This window comes from Pseudomonadota bacterium (assembly GCA_039818985.1).
In the GTDB taxonomy this organism is placed as follows: Bacteria; Pseudomonadota; Alphaproteobacteria; order Sphingomonadales; family Sphingomonadaceae; genus Alterisphingorhabdus.
On the sequence record JBCBSU010000001.1, the window covers coordinates 1,748,091 to 1,768,201 of the forward strand.

A 20,111-nucleotide genomic window follows, 5' to 3' on the forward strand; every position below is an offset into this window, starting at 1 on the left:
GCTCAGACACGCGCGCCCATCGCAATCGCCGCTGCAAGATCAAGCCTGCCTTCGTAAAGTGCGCGGCCCGTGATTACGCCTTCTATCCCTTCATTGGCATGCAGCGCCAGTATGTGGATATCATCAAGGCCCTTTACCCCGCCGCTGGCGATCACCGGGATATCGACCTGCCGTGCGAGATCGACGGTGGCCTCAATATTGACGCCCTTTAGCATGCCGTCACGACCGATATCGGTGAACAACAGGCTCGCAACGCCCGCGTCTTCAAACCGCCGTGCAAGATCGGCTACCGGGACATCGGACACATCGGCCCAGCCCTCGGTTGCGACCATGCCGTCTTTCGCATCGACCGCAACGACGATACCGCCTTCCCATTCACGCGCCATATCCTTGACGAATTGCGGGTCTTTGAGCGCCGCCGACCCCATGACAATCCGCGCCACTCCCAGATTGAACCAGCCTTCAACCGCTGCTGCATCGCGAATGCCGCCACCAAGCTGCACATAGCCAGGAAAGCGTTCGATGATTGCTTTCACCGCATCGATATTGCGCCCCTCACCGGCAAAACTGCCATCGAGATCGACCACATGCAGATGCTGTGCGCCGGCATCAGCGAACAGCATGGCCTGCGCTGCGGGGTTGTCGCCATAGACCGTGGCGCGGTCCATATCGCCCTCGGCGAGACGGACGACTTCGCCGTTTTTCAGGTCAATGGCAGGAAAAACAATCACTTCGGGTTCCAATCCAGAAAAGTCCGCAGGAAATTCAGCCCATATTTCTGGCTCTTTTCCGGGTGGAATTGCACCCCGATAATATTGTCGCGATGCACCGCCGCTTCGAGCGGGCCGCCATGGTCACTATGCGCGGCGACATGCGCCGGGTCATCCGCGACAAAATGATAGCCATGCAGAAAATAGGCCTCGCCTTGTATTGGCAACCCGGCATTACCATCCGTCGGGATCACATCATTCCAGCCCATATGCGGTACCTTGACAGTTTCGGACGGCTCGATGGCGCGAACTTCACCACCGATCCAGTCGAGACCGTCATGGCTGCCATGCTCAATCCCGCGCGTCGCCAAGAGCTGCATTCCGACACAAATGCCGAGAAATGGCACCGCATCGTTCAGCACCCGCTGCTCCAGCGCATCGACCATGCCATCAATCGCGCGCAGTGCATTGGCGCAGGCGGCAAAGGCCCCTACCCCGGGCAATATGATACGGTCGGCTCTGGCGACAAGTTCCGGATCGGCAGTCACATCGACTGTAGCGCCGACAGCGCGCACCGCATTGTGCACCGAATGGAGATTGCCCGCGCCATAATCAATCAGCGCAATGGTTTCAGCCACTTAACGTGCCCTTGGTCGACGGGATAGCGTCACCCTTGCGCGGATCGCGTTCCACCGCCAGCCGCATCGCGCGGGCAAAACCCTTGAAGATGCTCTCGATGATATGGTGGTTATTCTGGCCACGCAGCAGGTCTATGTGGAGCGTCAGACCCGCTGTCTGCGACACCGAATGGAACCAGTGCTCGAACAGCTCGGTATCCATTTCACCCAGACGCGGCTGTGAAAAACTTGCGTTCCAGATAAAATAAGGCCGGCCGCTAATATCCACCGCCACCCGGCTCAGCGTTTCATCCATTGGCGAATAGGCACTGCCATAGCGGACAATGCCCGCCTTGTTGCCCAGCGCCTCGCTGATCGCCTGACCGATGGAAAGCGCGCAATCCTCGGTGGTGTGGTGCTGATCGACATGCAGATCCCCTTTGATCTTGACCTCCAGATCAATCAGCGAGTGGCGCGAGAATTGTTCAACCATATGGTCGAGAAAGCCGATCCCGGTCGAGATATCATACACCCCGGTACCATCCAGATTGAGATGGACGGCAATATCGGTTTCCTTGGTGGTTCGGACGATCGACGCTTTTCTCATGCAGCTTCCTATACGCGGCAAATATCAATGAACAAGGGGCAATGCGCCGAGAGTATCGCAGCCAAGCGTAGGAATGTGTCCGCTGCCTGATATTTTGTAAGGCAAAACACCAGGCAGTGTACAAATTGCCTGTCCAAGCGTCTTGACGCTCACCGAGCAAAAGGCCACCAAAGGATCATGAGTGATGATGCGCCAGATAGCCTGATTCCCTATGACGAGATCGTGCAGGATGCCCTGCGCGCCGTCATCGGACGGGTTTTGCGCACAATTGAGAATAGCGGCCTGCCCGGCGAGCATCATTTCTACATCACCTTCCGCACCCGGGCACCCGGTGTCGACATCCCTTCGCATCTGATCGAGCGCTTTCCGGAAGAGATGACGATCGTGCTGCAGAACAAGTTCTGGGACTTGCATATCGAGGAAGAGCTGTTCTCGGTCGGGCTGAGCTTCAACCAGATTCCCGCCAAGCTCACCATACCCTATGCCGCCGTCACCGCTTTTGTCGATCCAGCGGTCGATTTCGGGCTGCAGTTCCAGGTCGATGACGAGGCTTCGGGCGAACCCGAACCGCATGAAGAGGCAGAAAACGACCATCCCGATGATGCCGAGGACAGCGAAGATGGTTCCAATGTTGTGACCGTCGATTTCGGCAAGAAAAAATAGCCTTGTCCATTCGCCATAGGCGCACCCCGCTTGATAATTGTCCGCCCGCATGCATTTATGGTTGATGGATGCAAGCTATGGCCAATACGCAAAGCGACAATCAGGACGAGGCGGATACCGCCGATAATGGCGCTGATACCAACGCGGCAGCCAAGAACGGGCTCACCGTGGAAGCCGCAGGGAAACCGGAAAAATTCGGCGCATGGAAATCGGGCAAAGCGATCATGACGACGATATTGCAGGACCCCATGGTTCAGTCTGTAGTGACCGGCTTTGTCAGCGGCGAGGCTGCCAAACAGCTCAAAAAACCCGGCATCGGCTATACCATATTGGGCCTGGCCGCGACCAGAATCGCCACCCGCTCATTGCCCGGCGCCATGGTCGTCGGCGCCGGTCTTGCCGCCAAGACCATCTATGACCACCGCAAAAAGCAGAAAGCCCGGCAACAAAAGCAGCAGCAACAGCGCATCGGTCATGATGCAGAACCGGCAAAAGAGACCGGAGAAACCGACGCTGACGGCAGTGACGCTTGACGACGCGCCCCTTTTGCGGCCACAGAGCCGCGATGCAGAGCCCATCCGACAGCCATGACCCAATAGAGCAAAGCGCGCTGCATAGGCGCGGCCTTTTGTTCATTCTCTCCTCACCTTCCGGCGCCGGTAAATCGACCATCGCGCGCATGTTGCTGGAAGCCGATAATGCATTGAAAATGTCGGTATCGGTCACCACTCGCCCACCACGCCCCGACGAAGAGGATGGCAGGCATTATCATTTCATCGATGACACGCGTTTCCAGGAAATGGTTGACGGCGGTGAGTTGCTCGAATGGGCACATGTCTTCGGTCATCGCTATGGTACGCCCAAATCTGCGGTGAAACAGGGTCTCAAGGACGGTGTCGACTTTCTCTTCGATATCGACTGGCAGGGCACGCAGCAGCTTTACCAGCGCGCCGAGGGTGATGTTGTGCGGGTGTTCATCCTGCCGCCATCGATCGAGCAGCTGCATGACCGATTACGCAAGCGCGGCACCGACAGCAATGAAGTTATCGCCCGGCGGATGGCCGAAGCGCAGAGCGAGATCAGCCATTGGGACGGCTATGACTATGTCGTCATCAATGATGATGTGAACAGCTGTTTCGCCAAGGTGCGCGAGATATTGCACGCCGAACGCATGCGCCGCGCGCGCCAGACAGGCCTGATTGATTTTGTCCGCGACCTGATGGCACCGGAAGACAGCTAGACGCAGTCGCTACCCGCCGAAAATTCCATCGAGCAGGCCTTTGCCTTTTTCCAGCGGATTGGCGCGAAACGCGGCCTCTTCCTGGCCGATATAGCTGAAAATGCCATCCATCGCCTGATCGGTGACACTGTCGGCCAGGCCGTCATTGCTGATATCCGCACCCGCCAGCGCTGCGATCTGGCGCACATCCTGGAGCCTGTCGAGTTGCTGAAAAGCGCCGACCTCGGTCAGCGCATCGACCACCAGCGGTCGCACCTTTTCGCGTAACACTTCACCCGAAGTGCTACGCAGATATTCGGTGCCTGCCATATCGCCACCGGTAACAATGCCGACACCGTCACTGAGCGACAGGTCATCGATTGCGGCGCGAAAAACCGGTTTGGCCTCTTCCGCTGCCATGCCGGCAGCATCGTTGAGACTGCGGGTCAGATCGTTGGCCAGCCCCGACTTGCCAACAAAGCGCAATATTTTCCCGGCATTGCGTAACGGCCCCGGCAGGCGCACCCGCACATCCTTGTCATTATAGAAGGCATCCGGCTGGGCCAGCTTGTCGAGTGCGCTGTCACTGGCATCGGCCAGTGCACCCTTGAGCGAGAATCCCTGATAGGCCATGGTCATATGCGGCGCGGCAATAGCCGAAACCGGGAACGCCATGGGCAACATCGCCGCCAGAGCCAAGGCAGAAGCGATTTTCCCCGATGCAGATCTCATCGCTGCAGACATGACACGACTCCTTGCAATTAACTGCCATATCATGCCGCAAATCACGCGATTCCGCCAGCGAACGATGCCATCAAGCGCACCCACCCGGGTAAAATCTGCTATCTGTCCAACCAGCTCAGATCGTGTCCTGTTTTTCCAGCTCATCGAGTAGTTGCTCTAGCTGGTCCTCGATAATCGCGCTGCTATCACCACCACCATAGCTCAGCGCACCGCTGCTGAATGTCGTGCCAAAAGTATCCGCCAGCGATTTGGTCTGCAGCAGGCCTGAAGCGAAATCGCGGTCGGTAAGCGATATCAGCGGGTGGATGAAGGTACCCCAGACCAGATTATTGGCGATGGCATAGCGCGCATCAAGCGCAGTATCGAAATTGGCCTGCATCAACCGCATCAATGCACCTTCGGGCAGGTCTTCCACCGCCGCTATCGGGGTGATGATACGCATCCGCCCGGCGGCAGGGTCGGTAACGACGATCAGCGTGGTTTCACCGACCGTCAATTCCCAGCTGTTATTGGTGCGCTTGGCCTCGGGATCGACCTGATCGACAATCGTGGCTAACCGCGCCAGCGCTTCGTCCGCGCCCGGAACGGTATCAGGCTGCGGTGCGGTATCGTCGCCAGCTTCGGGAGGCGCAATATCGGGCTCTGCTTCTGCCTGCCGCTCTGCCTCTACATCGGAGAAATCATCGAGTGGTGGCTGCTCGCCTGTATCCTGGGCACAGGCCGGCGCAGAAAGAAGCAAAAGCGAAGACAGGACAGCGATAGAGGCTGAATGCATGGGGAAAGGCTCCGAAACCGAGATCGAAATCCTACTCTATCATCATTGGCGATGCTGTGTGGCTTGTTACGCAGCCATAACAGCCAATGGCCCGGAGCCCCTCTGCCCGCTGCGGCTAATTGCCTTCCGGGTCGGTGCCACCACCGGGCGCCGATGCATTGACGATACCGCCATCGACCGGGATGGTGGTGCCGACAACATAATCTCCGGCGCGGCTGGCGAGATAGATGGCAGCCGCCGCCATATCTTCGGCGGTGCCGACGCGCTTCAGCGGGATGAACTTGGCGACAACCGCCTCGGCATCGCGCGCGGCCTTGTTCATTTCGGAAGGAAATGCGCCCGGAGCGATACCGCTGACGATGATATTGTCTTTGAGCAGGCGTACCGCCATACGCTTGGTCAGCTGGATCAGCGCCGCCTTGCTCGCCTGATAGCTATAGGTCTCCCACGGGTTGATACGGATGCCGTCAATCGAGGAGATATTGATCACCTTGCCCGGTTCTTCCGCCGTGGCTGCCGCCTTGAGTTGCGGGTGCAGTGCCTGGGTCAGGAAGAAGGGTGACTTGACATTGAGGTCCATCACCTTGTCCCAGCCGATTTCGGGAAACTCCTCGAACTCGGCACCCCAGGCAGCACCGGCATTGTTGACCAATATGTCGACCCTGGACTCGCGTTCAGCAATCTGCGCCGCGAAAGCCTGTGCCCCTTCAATCGAGCTGAGGTCACCGGGCAGCGAGACGCAGTTTTCGCCCAGCTCATCAGCGGTGGCATTGCAGACTTTCGCCTTGCGCGCGGTAATATAGACTTTGGCTCCGGCGGCGAGATAGCCTTGGGCAATCATCTTGCCGATACCGCGCGATCCGCCAGTGACGATGGCGATCTTGCCGTCGAGCGAGAAGAGTTTCGTAAGGTCCATAATGGAATTCCCTTCCAAATTCGTCATCCTGAACTTGTGTCAGGATCTCAGCCGTTTACGCGCGATTGCTTGAGATGCTGAAACAAACTCAGCATGACAATTATTCTATATATTTAGATCAATAACCGTGCATCCGGGCGACGCGGTTGGCATGGTAATTGGCATCACCCATAAATTCATTCAGCGCCCGGTCGCGCTTCATATAGAAGCCGATATCATATTCGTCGGTCATGCCGATGCCGCCATGCATCTGCACGCCTTCACGCACTGCAAGACCGGTGGTGCGCCCGGCCTTGGCCTTGGCAACCGAGACCATGACATCCGCACCTTCATTGCCCTGGTCGAGCAATTGCTGCGCCTTCATCACCGCTGCTCGGGCGATTTCCATTTCTGAATAGAGATGAGAGGTCCGGTGCTGCAGCGCCTGAAATTCCCCGATCAGCTTGCCGAACTGCTTGCGCTGTTTGAGATAATCGACGGTCATGTCCATCGCGCCCGAACCGACACCGACCAGCTCTGCCGCCGATCCGGCGCGACCGGCATGGAGCAGCGCATCGAGCACGTCCTGCCCCTGGTCGACTTCGCCGATCACGGCATCGGCATCGACCTCGACATTGTCAAAAGTCACCGCAGCGGCCACCGAGCTGTCGACAAGCCGAGTCGCCTCGGTGCTGAGGCCTGCAGCATCCTTGTCGACCATGAACAGGGTCAATCCTTCACTGTCTCCGGCCGAGCCCGCGGTGCGTGCCGCCACGATAAGGGCATCGGCCGAAGCGCCATGGATGACGAAGGTCTTCTTGCCGTTGAGCTTAAAACCATTGCCCGAGCGCTCCGCTGCCATGGCGATCTGGTCGGGGCGGTGCTTGGCGCGTTCCTCAATGGCGAGGCCCAGCACTGTGTCACCGCTCAATATGCCGGGGAAATATTTCTCGCGCAGCGCCTTGCCACCGGCGTTAAGCGCCGAGACACCGGCAACCGAAGTGGTCAGAAACGGCGATGGCGTCAGGTTGCGACCAATTTCCTCAAGCACGATGCCAGCTTCAACATGGCCGAGGCCCAAACCGTCATCTTCCTCGGAAATCAGGATCCCGGTGAACCCCATTTCGGCAAACTGCTTCCATAGCGCATGACGAAAGCCGTCCTTGCAATTTTCGTCACGCAGCGCGCGCAGATGCGAAACCGGGGCTTCACCGGCGATAAATTCACGCGCGCTGTCCTGCAGCATCGCCTGGTCTTCATTGAGATACATGGGCATTTTGGTGTCTTTCTGATCTTTTCGTCATTCCAGCGAAACCTGGAATCTCAAGCGATCTGGTTGAACCTGTGCTTTATCGCCAGCGATCCCAGCTTTCGCTGGGATGACGCGAGAAGGATTATGAAGAGCAGAGCCTGTCAGGCCCCTGGCAGGTCGAGAATGCGCTTGGAGATAACGTTGAGCATTACCTCGCTGGTGCCGCCCTCTATGCTGTTGGCCTTGGTGCGCAACCATGTACGCGGCTTGGCCCCATGATTTGAGGTCTCGCTCTCCCATTCCAGTGCGTCCGATCCGCCCGACGCCATGATCAGCTCATGGCGTTGCTTATTAAGTTCGGTACCAGCATATTTCATCATATTGGGTTTGGCGGGATGGCCTTTTCTGGCCTTCATCTCATCGACAAATTTCTCGGCCATCGCTTTGAATGCCAGTGCATCGACATCGAATTGCGCCAACTGAGCGCGCAGCATCGGGTCATCAAGATTGCCGGAATCGTCGGTACCGATGACCTTGGCAATTTTCGCGCCCAGTGACGGGGCACCATCGCCCAGACCACCGCCCGAGATCATCTCGCGCTCATGACCCAGCAGATATTTGGCAACATCCCAGCCGCGGTTAAGCTCACCGACAATCTGATCCTTTGGCACGACGACATTGTCGAAGAAAGTTTCACAGAAAGGCGAATTGCCCGAGATCAGCTTGATCGGCTTGGTCGAGACACCCGGCGTTTCCATATCGAACAGCAGGAAGGAAATGCCGCGATATTTGTCTTCCTTGTTGGTCCGTACAAGGCAGAAGATCCAGTCACATTTATCGGCATAGCTGGTCCAGATCTTCTGGCCGTTAACCACCCAGTGATCGCCCTTGTCCTCGCCAAAGGTCTGCAGCGATACGAGGTCGGAACCCGAACCCGGCTCGGAATAGCCCTGGCACCAGCGGATCTCGCCACGCGCGATCTGGTTCAGATAATGTACCTTCTGCTCTTCGGTGCCAAAGTGCAGAAGCGCCGGGCCGAGCATCCATATGCCGAAGCTGGACAGCGGCGGACGCGCACCAATGCGCGCCATTTCCTGCTTCCAGATCTTGTTCTGCGCCGGGGTAAAGCCAGCACCACCATAGGCCTTTGGCCAGTCCGCCACAGTATAACCCTTGGCGACACAGGCCTCGAACCATGCTTTTTGCGCGTCATTCTTGAAGCTCGCATTGCGTCCGCCCCAATAGACATCGTCCTCGCCCTTGACCGGCTGGCGCATCTCCTGCGGGCAATTCTCTTCGAGCCAGGCGCGTATGTCGCTGCGAAACTGTTCAAGATCGATCTGGGTGTCGGACATTGGGGGCTTCTCCTATGAGCGTGATATGCGAGGGTCACAACGCCGCTTCACCGGCGCTTTTCTGCGATATCATGTACTGCGCCAAAGGCCGGGCGGCAACCCCTTGGCCCCATAGCCAGCTTGCCGTAACGGCGGGAAAGCGTTGGTTGACGCCCTGTCAGGGGTGCATATGCTGTTACCCGAAAGACTCGGCGACAAGACCGGGCCGCAGGAGAGAAAATATGGGTCCAGATATGGCCAGCGCCCCCGGCCATGGGCATTATTGGTCAGGCATGAAAGGCTGGCGCCGTTAATGGCCACCGCCTCGCCCTCGTCGGAGATTGCCTCCTCCCCGGACACTTCCGCTGATGCGCCGGACGCTTCCGCCGACGCGAAAGTTCCACTCCATATAAAGCTGACCTTCGGATTCGGTGTTGTTGCCTATGGCATCAAGGACAATGGCTTCGCGGTCTTCCTGCTGTTCTACTATAATCAGGTCATCGGGCTCGATGCACTGCTTGTCTCTCTGGCGCTGGCCATTGCCCTGTGCATCGATGCCTTTATCGACCCGCTAATCGGCCAGCTCTCCGACCATACCCGCACCCGCTTCGGCAAGCGCCATCCCTGGCTCTACGCCTCCGCCCTTCCCATTGCCATCATGTGGCTGCTGCTCTGGAACCCGCCGGAAATGAGCGATGGCTTGACCTTCCTCTATCTGGTGGTGATCGCAACACTGGTGCGTTTCAGCCTCTCCGCCTATGAGGTGCCGTCGCTGGCGATGATTCCCGAACTGACGCCGGACTATCATGAACGCACAGTGGTGTTGCGCTATCGCTTTATCTTTGGCTGGGCCGCCGGCCTGATGATGCTGGCCATGGCCTATGGCTATTTCCTTCAGGCAACACCGGAATATGAGAACGGACTGCTCAACCCCGATGGCTATCCCGGCTTTGCGTTCTTTGGCGCGGTGATCATGGTGATTGCGGTGCTGGTATCGGCAATCGGCACCCATAGGAGGATCGTTGGTGCCTATCATCGCCAAGGCGTAGTCCACGCTCCGGCCGAAGGACTGCAAGAAATGCTCGGTGCATTCAGCTTCCGGCCATTTCTGCTGCTGATGCTTGCCGGGGTCTTCGCATTTACCATTCAGGGACTCATCTTTGCGCTGACCAACTATCTCTTCACCCATGTCTGGGAACTGACCGAAGACCAGTTTCTGATCTATCCGCTGATATTGTTCTGCGGCGTGCTGCTGGCATTTCTGGTGGTTACACCGATATCCAAAAGGCTGGAAAAAACCGGCGGCGCTTCGCTGTTTACCTTTATCAGCCTCGTCCTCGGCACTGCACCCTATTGGCTGCGCTATTTCGAGCTGTTTCCCGCCAATGGCTCACCCATGATGTTACCACTGCTGTTCACATTGGTGGCGACATCCACCGGCATGGGAATTGCCGCGATGATCCTGACCATGTCGATGATGGCCGATGTCACCGATGCCTATGAAGAGAGCAGCGGCAAGCGCACCGAAGGGCTGTTTTCCGCCGGCATGTTCTTCATGCAGAAGATGGTCGGCGGCCTCGGTATCCTGCTGTCGGGTCTGATCATCAGCGGTGTCGGCTTGCCAGAAGGCGCGAAGCCGGGCACTGTCGATCCTGCAATCGTGTCCAATCTGACCCTGATTTTCGCGCTGCTCATAACCTGTCTCGGCATTGCTGGAGGATTCGCCTATCGCCTGATCCCCATAAGCCATGCCGATCATTTGGCGAGGCTGAGGGCAAAAGCACGCGGCCAGCGAGAGGCGGAGAGCGGATAGCCGGCTGAGAGTTTCAACAACGGATTTCAACAAGACAGTTTTTCATCGAATAGACCGATAGAGGAAAAGGACGGATAATGGATTTTGACCTGACAGAACGGCAGCAATATTGGCGTGATCGCGTGCGCGATTATATCGAGAAGCATGTCCGCCCGCGCGAGGATGATTACAAGAATGAGCAGGCCAGCGGCGACCGCTGGAAGGTGTTGCAGACCATCGAGGAAGAAAAGGCACGGGCCAAGGCGCAGGGCATATGGAATTTGTTCATGCCGCCCTCCAATCCCAATCTGCCGCATGTCGATGACAGCTTCGAATTTGACGGCCCGGGTCTGACCAATCTGGAATATGCTTTGTGCGCCGAGGAAATGGGACGCGTCGCCTGGTCTTCCGAAGTGTTCAACTGCTCCGCGCCCGACACCGGCAATATGGAGGTGTTCCACCGCTATGGCACCCGCGAGCAGAAGGATGAGTGGCTCAAACCGCTGATGGAAGGCGAAATCCGTTCAGCCTTTCTGATGACCGAGCCGCGCGTCGCCTCTTCCGATGCCACCAATATCGAAACCTCGATAAAGCGCGAAGGCGATGAATATGTCATCAACGGCCGCAAATGGTGGTCATCGGGCGCAGGCGATCCGCGCTGCAAAGTTGCCATTGTCATGGGCAAAACCGATTTCGAGGAAAGTCGTCACAAGCAACAGTCGATGGTTATCATGCCGCTTGATGCGCCAGGCGTGAAAATCCTGCGCCACCTGCCGGTCTTCGGCTATGATGACGCGCCGCATGGCCATATGGAAATCGAGTTGGAGAATGTCCGCATCCCGGCAAGCAACATGCTGCTTGGTGAAGGTCGCGGCTTCGAGATTGCCCAGGGCCGCCTTGGCCCCGGTCGTATCCATCACTGCATGCGCACCATCGGTACCGCCGAAGAAGCGCTGGAGAAGATGGTCAAGCGCCTGACCACCCGCGTCGCCTTTGGTAAACGCATTTCCGAGCACAGCATCTGGGAACAGCGCATCGCCAAGGCGCGCATCGATATCGAGATGACCCGCCTGCTGTGCCTAAAGGCCGCCGACATGATGGACAAGGTCGGCAACAAGGCGGCCAAGGCCGAAATCGCCATGATCAAGGTGCAGGCGCCAACCATGGCACTGCAGATCATCGACGATGCGATCCAGGCGCATGGCGGCGGCGGTGTGTCCGAGGATTTCGGCCTCGCCTCAGCCTATTCGGGCCAGCGTACATTGCGGCTCGCCGATGGCCCGGACGAAGTCCATGCCCGCACCATTGCGCGGCTGGAAATGGGCAAATATCGCGACCGCGACGCCGAGGCGGCGCAAATCTCGTCGGGCGATTTGGGGGTTGCGCGCTAATAGCCCTCTCCCCTTCAGGGGAGAGGCTTGGGAGAGGGGGCTATCCAAACGGCACAGAGCAAGTTGATATTCCCCTCCCCTAACCCCTCCCCTAAAGGAGAGGGGAAAAGATTCAGATAAAACCAGCATTTTACCGAGAGAGGCTCTATGAGCGAAGATGCCCAGCAGACCATGACGGGAACAATGGACGTCCCCGAGGCTGATCAGCTTAACGAAGCGCAACTGACCAAGTGGATGGAAGCCAATGTCGAAGGCTATCAAGGCCCGTTAACGTTGCGCAAGTTCAAGGGCGGTCAGTCCAACCCGACCTATCGCGTCGACACGCCGGATCGGTCCTATGTGCTGCGGCGCAAGCCGTTCGGCAAATTGCTGCCCTCCGCCCATGCGGTCGACCGTGAATATCGCGCCATGGCGGCGCTGCACCCCCAGGGGTTTCCGGTGCCCAGGCCCTATGGCCTGTGCGAGGATGACGCTGTCATCGGGTCGATGTTCTTCATCATGGGCATGGCCGATGGCCGCAGTCTGTGGAACGGGACTCTGCCCGATTATCAACCCAGGGACCGTGGCGATATCTACACTGCAATGACCGATACGCTGGCGCATCTGCACCGCTTTGACCCGGAAGCCATTGGTCTGGGCGATCATGGCAAGCCGGGCAATTATTGCGAACGCCAGATTTCGCGCTGGACCAAGCAATATCGTCTGTCGGAAACCGAGACCATCGAGAAGATGGACCGGATGATGGCATGGCTCGCCGCCACCGTTCCCGAGCAGCGCGGCTATGGCATTGTCCATGGCGATTATCGCATCGACAATATGATCTTCCACAAGAGTGAAAATCACGTCATTGCCCTGCTCGACTGGGAATTGTCGACGCTGGGCGATCCGATTGCCGACCTGTCCTATTATCTGATGAGCTGGATCACCCCGACCGAAGGGCGCAACGGTATTGCCGGGCTGAATCTCAGGGAGCTGGGCATCCCCACTATCGAGGAGACAATTGCGCGTTACAGCGAGCAGTCGGGAATTACCGACATTCCCGATATGGACTGGTATTTCGCCTATAATCTGTTCCGCATGGCGGCGATCCTGCAAGGGATCAAGAAGCGGGTTATCGACGGGACCGCGTCGAGCAAGCATGCCAAGAGCATGGCCGAACGGGTACCCGGGCTGGTCGAGGCCGGCTGGCAATTCGCGCTCAAGGCCGGGATTGAATAATTCAACAATATTATAAGGATAAGCAAGATGTCCCAATTCGACTTAACCGGCAAGGTCGCGATTATCACCGGCTCCTCGCGCGGAATCGGCAAGGCGACAGGCGAACAGATGGCGGTGCAGGGCGCGAAAGTCGTAATCTCCAGCCGCAAGCAGGATGCCTGTGACGAGGTCGCCAAGGCCATCAATACGGAGCATGGCGAAGGCACTGCATTGGCGGTGGCGGCGAATATCTCCTCCAAGGACGATCTGCAGAATCTGGTCGACCAGACGCGCAAGGCGTTCGGCAAGATCGACATCCTGGTCTGCAATGCCGCTTCCAACCCCTATTATGGGCCGATGTCGGGAATTGAGGACGAACAATTCCACAAGATTTTGCAGAACAATATCGTTTCCAACCACTGGCTGATCCAGATGGTCGCGCCGGAAATGCTCGACCGCAATAATGGCTCGATCGTGATTATCTCTTCAATAGGTGGCTTTACCGGAACCGCGAGCATCGGCGCCTATAACATCTCCAAGGCAGCGGATTTCCAGCTGGCACGTAACCTCGCGACCGAATATGGCAAACAGGGTGTGCGGGTGAACTGCATCGCACCGGGGATTATCAAGACCGACTTTGCGCGTGCTTTGTGGGAGAATCCCAAGCTGATGGCCTATGTCGAAAATGCGACTCCACTAGGCCGCATCGGCGAGCCGCATGAGATAGCCGGCGCAGCCGTCTTCCTTGCCTCCGATGCCTCGACCTTCATGACCGGTCAGTCGATTATCGTCGATGGCGGCACGACCATTGCGGCTGGGCTTTAGGCACATATAAATACACTGTCATTCCGGCGCAGGCGGGGAGTCGAAGACGGACGCCAGCCCAATCCACAGCGGCAAGCGCCGGGTATATTTGCTCCGGATCCCCGCCTGCGCGGGGATGACTACCAAAAAGAAAGAGACAGAAAACATGGCAGACCTCGAAAATATGACCGCCATCATCACCGGTGCGGGCAGTGGCATTGGCCGACGCACCGCAATGCTGTTCGCGCAGGAAGGGGCGCATGTCATCGCCAGCGATATCACCGATGCGGTCGAGGAAACCGCGGCTCTGGCGCCACATCATATCACGGCAGTCAAGGCCGATGCCGGTGATGAAGCCGCGGTCAAGGCCCTGGTCAACCGTGCCGTCACCGATCATGGCGGCCTCGATATCTTCTTCGCCAATGCCGGCATTTCCGGCGGCTTTGACGGCATCTTCGACCAGAGCGCAAAAGAATGGGAAGAGATATTGCGGGTCAACCTGATCGGCGTTTTCCTGGCAATCAAATATGGCGGCAAGGCGATTGTCGAGACCTCCCAGGCCAATGGCAATCGCGGCGGCTCGATCATCGCCACTGCCTCGGTCGCCGGATTGCGTTCAGGCGCCGGCGGACCGGCCTATACTGCATCCAAGGCCGGGGTCGTCAATCTGGTGAAGATCGCGGCGCAACAGCTGACCGGCAGCAATGTGCGCTGCAACGCTATCTGCCCCGGACTGATCGAGACCGGCATGACCAGCTTCATCTATGAGACCGCGCGCGCCAAGGGCCGCGAGATTACGGTCGGCCAGCTCAACCCGATGCAACGCGGCGGCGAGGCCGACGAGATTGCGGAAGCCGCGCTGTTCCTCGCCTCGGACCGCGCCAGCTATGTCAACGGCCATGCGCTGGTCGTCGATGGCGGTCTCTCCACCTCTCATCCCTATAACCGCCAGGCCTTTGGCAAGACAGCGGTATAAAGCCCATGACCCTCACCGTTTCCGACCCTGAATCACTGGGTTTTCATGGCCCCTTGCTCGACCACATCCCGGCCTTTATCAGGGCGAAATATCTCGATACCGGGTTGCTGCCGCATGCGGCGTTGCTGATCGGGCGTGGCGATGAAATTGCCCATGTCTCGCTGCAAGGCGAGGCAAGACCGGGGCAGCCGCTCACCGAAGACGCGATCTTCCGCATCGCCAGCATGACCAAACCAATCACCTCGATTGCCTTTATGCAGCTGGTCGAACAGGGCAAGGTGGCGCTGGCCGATCCGGTGCATCGCTACCTGCCTGAATGGAAGGGCATGGGCGTCTTTGTGAGCGGCGGCGGTGACCAGCCTTTTGTCACCCGCCCACCTGTCGAGCCAATGCAAATCATCGACCTGCTGCGCCATACCAGCGGCCTGACCTACAGCTTTCAGGAGCGTACTCCGGTCGATGCCGCCTATCGCAAGCTTGGTTTCGAACGGTTTGACGGCGGCGATATCGACCATTTCATCGCCTCGCTGGCGAAGATTCCGTTGCAGTTCGACCCCGGGACCAGCTGGAATTACTCGGTGTCCACCGACGTGCTCGGCGCGATAATCGAGCGGATTTCCGGCCAGTCGCTCGCCGACTATTTCCAGCAGAATATCTTCGATCCGCTGGGCATGGAGGACACGCATTTCCAGCTGCCCGCCGAAAAGGTCGACCGCGTGACCGACAGCTACTCTTTTGATCCCAAAGAAAAGATGAAGCCCTATGATCGCGGTGCCAAAACCGCGTGGTTACCCAAGCCGGGCTATTTCTCCGGCGGTGGCGGGCTGATGTCGACGCTGCACGATTATCATCTGTTCTGCCGGATGCTGCTTAATGAAGGTCAGCTTGACGGCGCGCGGATCATCGGGCGCAAGACACTGGAACTGATGACCAGCAATCATCTTCCGGGCGGCGGCGACCTGACCCGGCACAGCACTGCGCTATTCTCCGAAGCGCAGAATGCCGGTGCCGGCTTCGGCCTTGGTTTTGCCACCACCATCGACAATGCCGCGACCGGCATGCCCGGCTCCACCGGCGATTTCTATTGGGGCGGCATGTTCTCGACCGCGTTTTTCGTCGATCCGGTAGAGGATGTGATCATGGTGTTCATGACCCAGTTGATGCCGTCATCCGCCTATCCCATCCGCCGCGAGATCAAGACCATGCTCTATGCGGCTCTGGATTGAGACTCGGCCCGAACAGGCGAAGGGCTAGTTGAGCACGCCCCACATCGCCACTGCCGCGTCATAGCGGGCGCGGCGCGCCTCGAGCTGGGCCGTGGCTTCCGCGTCTTCGCCCCATTGCTCGGCCTGCCATGTCTGTTCGAGAAACGCCGCATCCCAGATCGCATCAGGGCTGTGGCGCTGCTCGCGCAGGGCCAGCGCCAGTGCAAAGGAACCGGTCAGTTCAACTATCTGGCTGAAGGCGGTCAACCGGAACGCATCATCATCAGCGATGACCGCCATGGCCAGTGCCCGCACTTCGGGCGTTTGCGGCCGTGGCATCACGCCCGACAGACGCAACCAGACAATGCCATGTGCTGCCTCGAGATCGCGCAATATCGGTTCCCACACCGCCTGTTGCCGGGTGAATAAGGGCGAGTCCGGGCCATCGCGATAGGACAGCGTGTCGGTCTCGGCAAAACCGGCAATCGCCTTGCCTACCTCGTCGCGATGATCGGCAATACGGTCGATAGCGGCGTTGCAAAAGCCGGTGAGCACCATCGTTTCGGGGCGGATAAACGCATCCTGATCACGCCATTCGCCGGCGACCATTTCCGCCAGTTGCGCCGTGGGAAGCGCCAGCGCCCGGCGCAATGGCGTCTTCACTGCCCGGCCATCAAGCAGTATCGCATGTGTCGCGCCGGAAGCATCCACCGTCACCTGTTTGTAGAATCGCTTGGCGCGCGGTGTCTCCGCCTGCGATCCGGGAGAAGTTGCCGTCATTGTCTGTCCGCCGGTTCCTCCGGACTCCGCCAGCGCCGCGCCAACAGCAACGGAACGACAAAGAAATCGAACAGCCCGACAACCAGCAGCACATAGGCCACAATATCGGGAAGCCCGCCAATAGTCCCGTTGATCATCAACAGCGCCAGTACCACCAGCACGGCCCCGCCCAGCCGCAATATGTTGATCACCGCAAAGCGCTGCTTTGCCTGGGTTTCATCGTCCATGGGTGTCCTCTTCCATAAGCACGGCAAACAGCGCCTCCATGCTGGTCACCACATGGTCAGCGCCAGCCTCGTGCAGCTCATGCGCATCATGATAGCCCCAGTCAACGCCAATCGGGCGGACTCCGGCATTGATCGCCATCACCATGTCGAAGCTGGTATCGCCGATCATCGTTGCATGGGCGGGCTCTGCCCCGGCATCGTCAAGCGCCTGCAAAATCATCGACGGATGCGGCTTGGACGGGTGCCGGTCGGCGGTTTGCAGGCTGATAAAATGTTCGGACAATTGATGATGCTCAAGTACAAAGCGCAGACCGCGATCCGACTTGCCTGTGGCCACCGCGCACAGCCAGTCAGCTTCACGCAGACGCTGCAGCAGTTCGACCAAGCCGTCATAAAGCGGTTCGGTCAGATCGCCCCGGGCGCGCAATGTCTGAAAGGCGGTGCGATAATGATCGGCCAGGCGCGCCCGTTGTGCTTCGTCCAGATCGGGTGCCAGCGCGTGCATCGCCTCCGCCAGTGACAGGCCGACAATGCGTCGGGTCTGGTGATGATCAGGCGGGGCCAGGCCTTCGGCAGCAAAGGCGCGCTCCATGGCAGCGCAGATATTGGCCTGCCCGTCGACCATGGTGCCATCGCAATCGAATATCGCCAGTCGGGTCACTCGCCACTCTCCACATTTCGCATCAACATCGCCATCGCCCGGCGTCCGCTGGCTTCGACCCTGTCGGCAGCAGCAAGGCGTGTTGCCTCGGGCTTGTTCTGACTCAGCTTGGCGGTGCCGCGCCATGCCTTGATCGCCATGCGAAAACCAACAATCCCCTGCAACATCCCCTCAAATTTGCCCGATGCCATCTTGTCGCGGGTCCAGGGTGGATCCTCGCCGGCACGCATTTCATGATGCGCTGTCACCTGATCAATCAGGTCAGGCATGCGGTCGCGCTCCATGCGTCTGACATCGCCTTCCAGTTCGATGCTGAGATAGTTCCAGGTCGGCACCTGATCGGGAATATCATACCAGTTGGCACTGATATAGGCATCGGGTCCGTTGACCACGAACAGCACATCGCCATCGGCAATATGGCGGGTCAGCGCATTGCCGCGCGAGAGATGGAATTCCAGACGCTCCGGTCCATCGAACAGCGCCGGAATATGCGCTACACGCGGGCCATTGGGCGTTTGCGCGAACAGCGTGCCGAAACCGATTTCCTCGACCCATTGCCGCATCACATCGCGATCAGTGATATGGAAACTGCGATCCGGGTGCATCAGCCGCGCCTGCCCTTCGGCGCACCGCGTGCAGGCCTCTTTTTGGCAGCAACTTTGCCACGCGTTACCGGTTTGCGCCCCGGTGTCTTACCCGGTTTGGTTTTGGCCGCTGTTTTGGCAGAGGTATTGCGCCCCCGTCTTTCGCCGCGCCGGGCCTTGCGAACCTGTTTGGCGTGGGCCTTGGCCTTTCGCTTCTGGTTGGCGCGGTCGGGCAGTGCCTCACCATCCACCGGATCGAACACATCGCCTAGTGCGAGGTCAAAACCCATGCTCTCCATCGTATCGGCGAAATGCGGTGGCAGTTCGGCCCGCACATCGATGCGGTCACCATCGGGCTGCTCGATCACCAGACGCCTGGCATGGAGGTGCATTTTGCGGCTGACCGGGCCGGTAACATGGGCTTCCTTGCCACCATATTTGGCATCACCGACAATCGGATGGCCGATCGCCGCCATATGCACGCGCAGCTGGTGCGTACGCCCGGTCAGCGGGTGCAGCTCGACCCAGCTTACCCTGCCGCCGGCATGCTCGATCACCCGGTAACGGCTGCGGCTCGGCTGGCCCTGTTCATGATCGACATAGATTTTCTCGCCGCCTGTGCCCGGCTGTTTCGCCAGCGGCAGGTCGATCTGGCCCTCGCGTATCTCAGGCAGGCCCATGACCAGTGCCCAATAGACTTTCTTCGCAGTCCGTCCGGAAAACCGTTTCGAGAAGAACGCGGCGCTTCCAGGCGTGCGTGCCACCAGCAAAACTCCCGAGGTATCCTTGTCGAGCCGATGCACCAGACGCGGGCGCGGATCATCGCCCTCCCGATAGACATCGAGCAGGCCATCAATATGGCGATAGGTCTTGCTGCCGCCCTGCGTAGCCAGCCCCGGCGGCTTGTTGAGGATGATCGCCGACCGGGTATTTTCGATTACCAGGCTCTCGGCCAGCGCCCTGTCCTCTTCGGACAGCTCGCGCACTGGTTTGGTGTGGCGCTGGCGGTGTCCGGGGTCTTCGGGCGGTACGCGCAGCAACTGCCCGGTGCGCAGCCGGTCGCCCGGCGACACCCGGCGGCCATTGACGCGGATCTGCCCGGTACGCGCCCATTTGGAGATGGTGCCAAATCCGATATGCCCCATATGCCGCGCAAACCACCGATCGATGCGGATATCATCATCATCCCTGGCGATGCGATATTCGCGCACGCGCGGCTCGCCGCTGGCTTGTTCGCCTGCGGTCATGCCCATAGCCTCGCCAGCATCAGCCCGCCATAAAGCGCCGCGACAGCGGCCACGACCGACAGCAATATATAGCCAAGCGCTATCGCCATATCGCCGCGCATCAGCATATTGACTGTCTCCAGCGAGAAGGCGGAAAAGGTGGTAAAGCCGCCGAGCAAGCCGATACCGATCAACAGCCGCCAGCCCTCACCACCACTGGCCTGCTGCGCCAGTACACCAACGAGACAGCCCATCAGAAAGCCGCCACTGACATTGGCAATCAGCGTGCCCCAAGGCCAGCCCGGCCCGAAAAACTGCAACGCCACGCGACCGAGATGGAAACGCCCCGCAGCACCAAGACCACCGCCCAGGGCGACCAGTAATGTTGCAGTGCCAAGGGAAAGACCGGACATGGCCAGCGTCTTAGCCGGACTGATCGCGAAAGGCCATGG

The 20,111-nt window shown here is 58.9% G+C and carries 23 protein-coding genes; 9 read left to right on the forward strand and 14 right to left on the reverse strand.

What is annotated here, in order from left to right; translation table 11 throughout:
• Window positions 1-2 precede the first annotated feature (2 nt).
• The 3 genes from hisA to hisB are packed head-to-tail and all read right to left on the reverse strand — an operon-like array spanning window position 3 to window position 1,934.
• Complete coding sequence (hisA, locus tag AAFX04_08410) at window positions 3-731, reverse strand: 1-(5-phosphoribosyl)-5-[(5-phosphoribosylamino)methylideneamino]imidazole-4-carboxamide isomerase (protein MEO1045444.1); 729 nt, start codon at window positions 729-731, stop codon at window positions 3-5.
• The gene (gene hisH, locus AAFX04_08415) at window positions 728-1,348 is read right to left on the reverse strand and encodes an imidazole glycerol phosphate synthase subunit HisH (protein MEO1045445.1); all 621 of its coding nucleotides are present in this window, start codon (window positions 1,346-1,348) and stop codon (window positions 728-730) included. Before hisH ends, hisA begins: the two co-directional genes overlap by 4 nt.
• Entirely contained in the window at window positions 1,341-1,934 is a 594-nt protein-coding gene (gene hisB, locus AAFX04_08420) for an imidazoleglycerol-phosphate dehydratase HisB (protein MEO1045446.1), read from the reverse strand. Before hisB ends, hisH begins: the two co-directional genes overlap by 8 nt.
• Window positions 1,935-2,111: 177 nt before the next feature.
• Between hisB and AAFX04_08425 the strand changes: the two genes are divergently transcribed.
• From AAFX04_08425 to gmk, 3 genes are all read left to right on the forward strand, one after another.
• On the forward strand, window positions 2,112-2,597 hold the full coding sequence (locus tag AAFX04_08425) for a ClpXP protease specificity-enhancing factor SspB (protein MEO1045447.1): 486 nt from the start codon (window positions 2,112-2,114) through the stop codon (window positions 2,595-2,597).
• Window positions 2,598-2,674: 77 nt separating this feature from the next.
• Window positions 2,675-3,130: a hypothetical protein gene (locus tag AAFX04_08430; protein ID MEO1045448.1), complete on the forward strand. Its 456-nt coding sequence runs from the start codon at window positions 2,675-2,677 to the stop codon at window positions 3,128-3,130.
• Window positions 3,131-3,162: 32 nt separating this feature from the next.
• The gene (gmk, locus tag AAFX04_08435; GenBank protein MEO1045449.1) at window positions 3,163-3,837 is read left to right on the forward strand and encodes a guanylate kinase; all 675 of its coding nucleotides are present in this window, start codon (window positions 3,163-3,165) and stop codon (window positions 3,835-3,837) included.
• A 9-nt stretch (window positions 3,838-3,846) separates the two neighbouring features.
• Here the strand turns inward: gmk and AAFX04_08440 are convergent, their stop codons facing one another.
• The 5 genes from AAFX04_08440 to AAFX04_08460 form a co-directional block, all read right to left on the reverse strand.
• The gene (locus tag AAFX04_08440; GenBank protein MEO1045450.1) at window positions 3,847-4,560 is read right to left on the reverse strand and encodes a DUF4197 domain-containing protein; all 714 of its coding nucleotides are present in this window, start codon (window positions 4,558-4,560) and stop codon (window positions 3,847-3,849) included.
• A 115-nt stretch (window positions 4,561-4,675) separates the two neighbouring features.
• Window positions 4,676-5,335 (reverse strand): hypothetical protein, encoded by a 660-nt coding sequence (locus tag AAFX04_08445; protein ID MEO1045451.1) that lies wholly within the window; start codon window positions 5,333-5,335, stop codon window positions 4,676-4,678.
• Window positions 5,336-5,450: 115 nt separating this feature from the next.
• Window positions 5,451-6,251: an SDR family oxidoreductase gene (locus AAFX04_08450; GenBank protein ID MEO1045452.1), complete on the reverse strand. Its 801-nt coding sequence runs from the start codon at window positions 6,249-6,251 to the stop codon at window positions 5,451-5,453.
• 118 nt (window positions 6,252-6,369) lie between these two features.
• Window positions 6,370-7,506 (reverse strand): acyl-CoA dehydrogenase, encoded by a 1,137-nt coding sequence (locus AAFX04_08455; GenBank protein ID MEO1045453.1) that lies wholly within the window; start codon window positions 7,504-7,506, stop codon window positions 6,370-6,372.
• Window positions 7,507-7,643: 137 nt separating this feature from the next.
• Window positions 7,644-8,837: an acyl-CoA dehydrogenase family protein gene (locus tag AAFX04_08460; GenBank protein MEO1045454.1), complete on the reverse strand. Its 1,194-nt coding sequence runs from the start codon at window positions 8,835-8,837 to the stop codon at window positions 7,644-7,646.
• 169 nt (window positions 8,838-9,006) lie between these two features.
• Between AAFX04_08460 and AAFX04_08465 the strand changes: the two genes are divergently transcribed.
• The 6 genes from AAFX04_08465 (at window position 9,007) to AAFX04_08490 (ending at window position 16,202) form a co-directional block, all read left to right on the forward strand.
• Window positions 9,007-10,629, forward strand: coding sequence for an MFS transporter (locus AAFX04_08465; GenBank protein MEO1045455.1), 1,623 nt, complete (start codon window positions 9,007-9,009; stop codon window positions 10,627-10,629).
• 77 nt (window positions 10,630-10,706) lie between these two features.
• Window positions 10,707-11,999 carry an acyl-CoA dehydrogenase family protein gene (locus AAFX04_08470; protein MEO1045456.1) on the forward strand — a complete coding sequence of 431 codons (1,293 nt, stop codon included), beginning with the start codon at window positions 10,707-10,709 and terminating at the stop codon, window positions 11,997-11,999.
• Between the two features lie 147 nt (window positions 12,000-12,146).
• Window positions 12,147-13,217 (forward strand): phosphotransferase family protein, encoded by a 1,071-nt coding sequence (locus AAFX04_08475; GenBank protein MEO1045457.1) that lies wholly within the window; start codon window positions 12,147-12,149, stop codon window positions 13,215-13,217.
• 27 nt (window positions 13,218-13,244) lie between these two features.
• Window positions 13,245-14,021 (forward strand): SDR family oxidoreductase, encoded by a 777-nt coding sequence (locus AAFX04_08480; protein ID MEO1045458.1) that lies wholly within the window; start codon window positions 13,245-13,247, stop codon window positions 14,019-14,021.
• A gap of 145 nt (window positions 14,022-14,166) precedes the next feature.
• A complete protein-coding gene (locus AAFX04_08485; protein ID MEO1045459.1) occupies window positions 14,167-14,976 on the forward strand; it encodes an SDR family oxidoreductase in 810 nt (269 codons plus the stop codon).
• Between the two features lie 5 nt (window positions 14,977-14,981).
• A complete protein-coding gene (locus AAFX04_08490) occupies window positions 14,982-16,202 on the forward strand; it encodes a serine hydrolase domain-containing protein (GenBank protein ID MEO1045460.1) in 1,221 nt (406 codons plus the stop codon).
• Between the two features lie 24 nt (window positions 16,203-16,226).
• On the opposite strand, the gene AAFX04_08495 is transcribed toward AAFX04_08490, so the two are convergent.
• From AAFX04_08495 to crcB, 6 genes are read right to left on the reverse strand one after another with little or no spacing between them, the layout of a single operon-like run.
• Window positions 16,227-16,961, reverse strand: coding sequence for an ATP12 family protein (locus AAFX04_08495; GenBank protein MEO1045461.1), 735 nt, complete (start codon window positions 16,959-16,961; stop codon window positions 16,227-16,229).
• The gene (locus AAFX04_08500) at window positions 16,958-17,188 is read right to left on the reverse strand and encodes a hypothetical protein (protein MEO1045462.1); all 231 of its coding nucleotides are present in this window, start codon (window positions 17,186-17,188) and stop codon (window positions 16,958-16,960) included. Before AAFX04_08500 ends, AAFX04_08495 begins: the two co-directional genes overlap by 4 nt.
• Window positions 17,178-17,849: an HAD-IA family hydrolase gene (locus AAFX04_08505; GenBank protein ID MEO1045463.1), complete on the reverse strand. Its 672-nt coding sequence runs from the start codon at window positions 17,847-17,849 to the stop codon at window positions 17,178-17,180. The genes AAFX04_08500 and AAFX04_08505 overlap by 11 nt, the downstream gene beginning before the upstream one ends.
• Entirely contained in the window at window positions 17,846-18,454 is a 609-nt protein-coding gene (locus tag AAFX04_08510; GenBank protein ID MEO1045464.1) for an FMN-binding negative transcriptional regulator, read from the reverse strand. Before AAFX04_08510 ends, AAFX04_08505 begins: the two co-directional genes overlap by 4 nt.
• The gene (locus AAFX04_08515) at window positions 18,454-19,680 is read right to left on the reverse strand and encodes an RluA family pseudouridine synthase (protein MEO1045465.1); all 1,227 of its coding nucleotides are present in this window, start codon (window positions 19,678-19,680) and stop codon (window positions 18,454-18,456) included. The genes AAFX04_08510 and AAFX04_08515 overlap by 1 nt, the downstream gene beginning before the upstream one ends.
• Complete coding sequence (gene crcB, locus AAFX04_08520) at window positions 19,677-20,072, reverse strand: fluoride efflux transporter CrcB (GenBank protein MEO1045466.1); 396 nt, start codon at window positions 20,070-20,072, stop codon at window positions 19,677-19,679. Before crcB ends, AAFX04_08515 begins: the two co-directional genes overlap by 4 nt.
• Between the last annotated feature and the right edge of the window lie 39 nt (window positions 20,073-20,111).